Origin of the sequence: Pseudomonas abyssi (assembly GCF_002307495.1) — a bacterium.
Classification (GTDB): domain Bacteria; phylum Pseudomonadota; class Gammaproteobacteria; order Pseudomonadales; family Pseudomonadaceae; genus Halopseudomonas; species Halopseudomonas abyssi.
In genome coordinates this window covers 1-4,730 of the sequence record NZ_NTMR01000052.1, presented here as the reverse complement: position 1 = coordinate 4,730, position 4,730 = coordinate 1, and the positions used below count along the sequence as shown (strand labels likewise).

Below are 4,730 nucleotides of genomic sequence, written 5' to 3'. Positions count from 1 at the left end.
CGTTGATGCCGTGCCGGATGGCGACGCTGGAAACGGTGGCTCCAGGTTGCAGGCACTCCTGCACGACTTGGGCTTTGAACGGTTTTGGATAAGAGCTTCGTTGGCGCATGTAAATCCTGGCGATAAGGGCAATCGCGTCCGCGAAAAAATAGACGGACACCATCGCCCTTAAAGCTGGAGTTCAAAAGGTGTGTTCACCGGACGCTTACGATTGACGGTACTTCCTGCATGCTTGGCTAGCTACGCTCAAGATCTTAGTGGCAATGGCCTTTCATCTTTGTTTCCCCCTTCTCCCACAACCGCCACTCCCCAGTCTCATACGCCTGCCATTGCTCATTGCTGGTCAGCGGTTCGGTTGCGATCACCGTCACCACGTCGTTGCGGGTGGTGTGCTGCTGAAAGTCGATTTCCAGGTCAATGTCACTGAGCGCGGCGGGGCCGAAGGGCGCGCGGCGGGTGATCCAGTGGAGTTTGCTGGTGCACAGGGTGAACAGCCAGTCGCCGTTGCTGAGCATCAGGTTGCATACCCCCAACGCGCGCAGCGGGGCGCAGCATTGGCTGAGGGTGTCAGCAATCTCGGCAAGGCTTGGGGGCTTACTGTAGCGGCGGGCCAGGTTGTTCAGCAGGTGGCAGAAGATCGATTCGCTGTCAGTGTCGCCGACCGGGGTGTAGGGGCCTTGATCAGGGTTGAAACCGGCCAGTTGACCATTGTGGGCGAAGGCCCAGTACTGGCCCCAGAGTTCGCGGGTGAACGGGTGGGTGTTGGCCAGGCTGACGCCGCCGACATTGGCCTGGCGGATATGGCAGATGACGTTTTCCGACTTGATCGGGTACTGCTCGATCAGCTTGGCAATCGCTGAGCTGTGGCAAGGGTTGGGGTCATGGAAGCAGCGCAGCCCTCGGCCTTCGTAAAATGCGACTCCCCAGCCATCGCGGTGCGGGCCGCTGCCGCCGCCACGGCGCATCAGGCCGGCGAAGCTGAAGCAGATGTCGGTTGGGACGTTGGCGCTCATGCCAAGCAGTTCGCACATGGTGGCTCCGGGGTAGGCGGGTGGCTGCAGTATTCTACCCGGCGCCGGGTGAGTTTGTGTTCAGGTGCGGATAGTTGTTGGGTGTCAGGATGATGGCCGAGACGGTTGGTCTGACCTTCGTGCATGAGCCTGCAAGAGAAGAGTGGTGATGGTCTTTTCTGGGGCGCCGCGGGGCTTTTTCTGGTGCGGTTGCTGCTCGGAAGCTGAATCTTTTTTGTTTTTTGACTCATATTTCGATGGCTTGCAGCTGTCTGGAAAGGTGCTTTCAGACCCTCGTGAATATTGTGTGTTGATCTGTTTTTATGGCTGTGACTCAATGGTCACAGAATTGCATTATCTTGTTTTGGATCAACTCAGGGCTGTTCTCTTTTTTTCTACAATAAGAGTCTCTTTCCCTGCCTGCATCGGATGCGCAGTTTCGTCTGGTGCTCGATTCCGTTGTGCGTTGCGGTCGCCTGAACCGTCGCGCGTACACCCAACTGGTATTGAGGACGTCGACCATGAAACAACTGACCCCAATGGATTCCCATTTCTTCTACTTTGAGGCGCCAAACCAGCCGATGATGATCGGCAGTCTCTGGTTGTGTGATCAGAGTAGTGCGCCAGGTGGGCTGGTGCGGCACAAGGAAATCCTGCAGTACATATCCGATCGCCTGAACACGACGTCTTACTTTCGTCGCCGTCTCGAGCAGGCTCCTTTCCAGCTGGATGATCCGTACTGGCTGGATGACGAAAACTTTGATCTGGAGTACCACGTTCGGCACGTGGGGTTGCCGCAGCCGGGTGACTGGCGTCAGTTGTGCATCTTTACTGCTCGCACCATGTCGCGCAGCGTCGATATGGAGCGTGCGCCCTGGGAGATCTACATCATTGAGGGCGTCAATAATGTGCCCGGCATCCCGCCGAACAGCTTCGCGGTGCTGATTCGCTTTCACCATGCCTATGTGGACGGCAAGGCCAGCCTGGAGCTGACCACCGCCATGATGGAGGAGACCGCCGAGCACGAATACGGTCGGCGTGATCGGGTAGAGGTCGCTGAGCGCGCGCCAACCCGCCTGGAGATGTGGGCGCGCACTACGCCGCGCATGATGGGGCAGACGTTCCGCAGTTTGCGGGCCGGCTGGGTGGTCGGGCGCAAGAGCCTCGACCTGGTGCGTCGTTTGCGCGACGAGGCCCAGCCCGAGCAGCGCAGGGTGCCGCGCACCCTGTTCAACGCGCAAGTGTCGCCCCATCGCGCCTACGGTGCTCTGACCTGGAATATCCCCGAGCTCAAGCGCATGCGACAGCTGTGCCCGGGTGCCACGCTGAATGATGTAGTTATCGCCATTATTGGCGGCGGCATGCGGCGCTACCTGATGCACCACAACCAACTGCCGGCCAATGAGTCGCTGGTGTCTATGTGTCCGGTGTCGGTGCGGCCAACCGAAGCAATGAAGGATTGCGGCAACCTGATATCGGCAATGTTTATCGGTATCGGCACCGATATGGCCGATGCGACAGATCGCTTGGCTGCTGTCCGCCGGCGCACAGCACGTGGCGTGCCTTTGGCCAAAGACGTGCTCTGTGACCTGAATAATGCGGTGGGCGACATGATTCCGCCCTACATGCGCGCGCTCGGCGCCTGGGTTCAGAACAAAGCGCGTCTGGCGGGCGTCATGCCGCTGATCAACACGCTGATCACCAACGTGCCCGGCATTCCCGGTCTGCAGCCCCGCTATTTTGCCGGCGCCAAGATCGTCAATGTGTTTCCCATTGCGCCCGTATGCGATGGCATGGGTGTCAGTCACTGCCTGACCGGTATCTATGACGACCTGAATCTCGGTGTGCTGGCCGACCGCAAGATGATGCCTGATATGGATCAGTACATCGCCTGCATGGCAGCGTCTACCGATGAGTACCGCGCCTTGCTGGCAGAGCTGGAAAAGGCCGCAGCCGCAGAGCCGGTGTTGCTGGAAACGCGTAAGCCGGGCGCAGACGCGCCGGCCGCCGGGACGTCGGCCGCCGAATCGCCGGCTGCACAGCCTGAGACAGCCCGGCAAGCCGGGCGCCGACGCAAGGCGTCCAGTCGCTCCGGCGACGGATCTGCCGCCGCCAGTGCCAAGCCGGCCGGCGCAGCCTGAACCTGATCAATCGCACTGTGGCGGCACTCAGGGTGCCGGGGGAGTATCGTATGGCGGTTAGTTTATTTCAGCGAGGCAAGAGCAAGGCGCTGCTGCAATCCATGGAGAAGGCTGAGGATTACGCGCAGTGGAGCGAATTGGCTGCGGCCTGGGATCACGAGCAAGGGCTGGACGAGTGGAAGCAGGATGACGCCTGCGAAAGCTACGACTACCGCTCGATACGCCAGCGCCTGGACATATTGCGGGACCTGCGCTTTCGCAAGGACTGGCACCAGCTGCTGTTTGTGCTTAATGAGGGGGTGCACGGCAACCTAGGTGGTATCGGCAAGCCGTCGCTCTATAACAAGGCGCGTTTGGGCACCAAGAACTTGATCACCCGCTACATTGACGAGCTGTGTGGTGCCTTGAACGACCTGAACGAGGTCGACGACGAGATTATCCCGCTGGCCGAGAAGCAAGACTTCTTCCTGCGCGCCAGCCACTGCAATGGTCGTACGGCGCTGATGCTGAGTGGCGGCGCGGTGCTGGGCTTTTTTCACACCGGCGTGCTCAAGGCGTTGTTTGATCAGGGCCTGCTGCCGGAGATCATTTCCGGCAGCAGCGCCGGGTCCATTCTGGCGGCAACCGCCTGCACCTACCCCGATGAGGAGCTGCGCGAGCGACTGAGCCTGGATAACCTGCATCACGAAGTAGAAGAGACGAGCGCCATTCGCCCCTCGCTGACGTTGTTTGGCGGCAGTCGCGCGATGGACGTGGACAACCTGCGCGATTACCTGGCGAAGATCATTCCTGACATGACCTTTCAGGAGGCCTTCGAGCTGACCGGTCGCAAGCTCAACATTACGGTCACCGGCCTGTCGACTCAGCAGGCGCCGCGTCTGCTAAACGCCATTACCTCGCCTAACGTGCTGATCCGCTCGGCGGTGATGGCCTCGTGCGCCATCTATGGCATTTATCCGCCGGTGACCCTGATGTGCCGCAACGCCTCAGGTGAGACAGTGCCGTATCTGCCGGGCATGAAGTGGATCGACGGCTCCTTTGCCGATGACCTGCCCGCCAAGCGCCTGGCGCGCTTGTATGGCGTAAATCACTTTATTTCCAGTATGACCAACCCGGCGGCGCTGGCGATCACCCCGGATCCGGATGCGCCGCGCAGTCGACTGCGCAACCTGGCGCATTTTCAGGCGCGTTTTCTGAAACTGGGGGCTGCCGAGGCCATGCGCTTTACGCGTGACAACGTGCGTATCAAGAGCCCGGTCATCAACCTGATGCAGCACCTTACCTATGGCGTACTCGCGCAGGAGTACACCGCCGACATCAACATCTTCCTGCGCAACCGCTGGGATCATCCGCTGCGGCTGCTGGCGCCGCCCACGCGCGAAGCCATGCACCGCCTGATTCACGAGGGCGAGCGTTCAGCCTGGGAGAAGGTTGAGATGGTGCGCAACTGCACGGCCGTCAGCCGCACCCTGGATAACATCCTGCACACCCGGGGCTGGGAGAAGTAGCGCCGGTACATTGTGGTTGTATGTTTGTCCGCCCCGTAGGGTTGGCAGATCTAGGGAAGCACTGATCAATT

The 4,730-nt window shown here is 60.1% G+C and carries 4 protein-coding genes; 2 read left to right on the top strand and 2 right to left on the bottom strand.

Annotation, left to right across the window (positions count from 1 at the left end):
• Positions 1–109, bottom strand: a 109-nt coding sequence (locus CNQ84_RS21190; protein ID WP_165771335.1) for a transposase, incomplete at its 3' end; no start/stop codon positions are given.
• 145 nt (positions 110–254) lie between these two features.
• Complete coding sequence (locus CNQ84_RS20100) at positions 255–1,031, bottom strand: class II glutamine amidotransferase (protein WP_096006528.1); 777 nt, start codon at positions 1,029–1,031, stop codon at positions 255–257.
• A 500-nt stretch (positions 1,032–1,531) separates the two neighbouring features.
• On the opposite strand from CNQ84_RS20100, the gene CNQ84_RS20095 reads away from it, so the two are divergent.
• Both CNQ84_RS20095 and CNQ84_RS20090 read left to right on the top strand, forming a co-directional pair.
• Positions 1,532–3,151, top strand: coding sequence for a wax ester/triacylglycerol synthase family O-acyltransferase (locus tag CNQ84_RS20095; protein ID WP_096006527.1), 1,620 nt, complete (start codon positions 1,532–1,534; stop codon positions 3,149–3,151).
• A gap of 50 nt (positions 3,152–3,201) precedes the next feature.
• On the top strand, positions 3,202–4,659 hold the full coding sequence (locus CNQ84_RS20090; RefSeq protein WP_096006526.1) for a DUF3336 domain-containing protein: 1,458 nt from the start codon (positions 3,202–3,204) through the stop codon (positions 4,657–4,659).
• Positions 4,660–4,730: the final 71 nt, after the last annotated feature.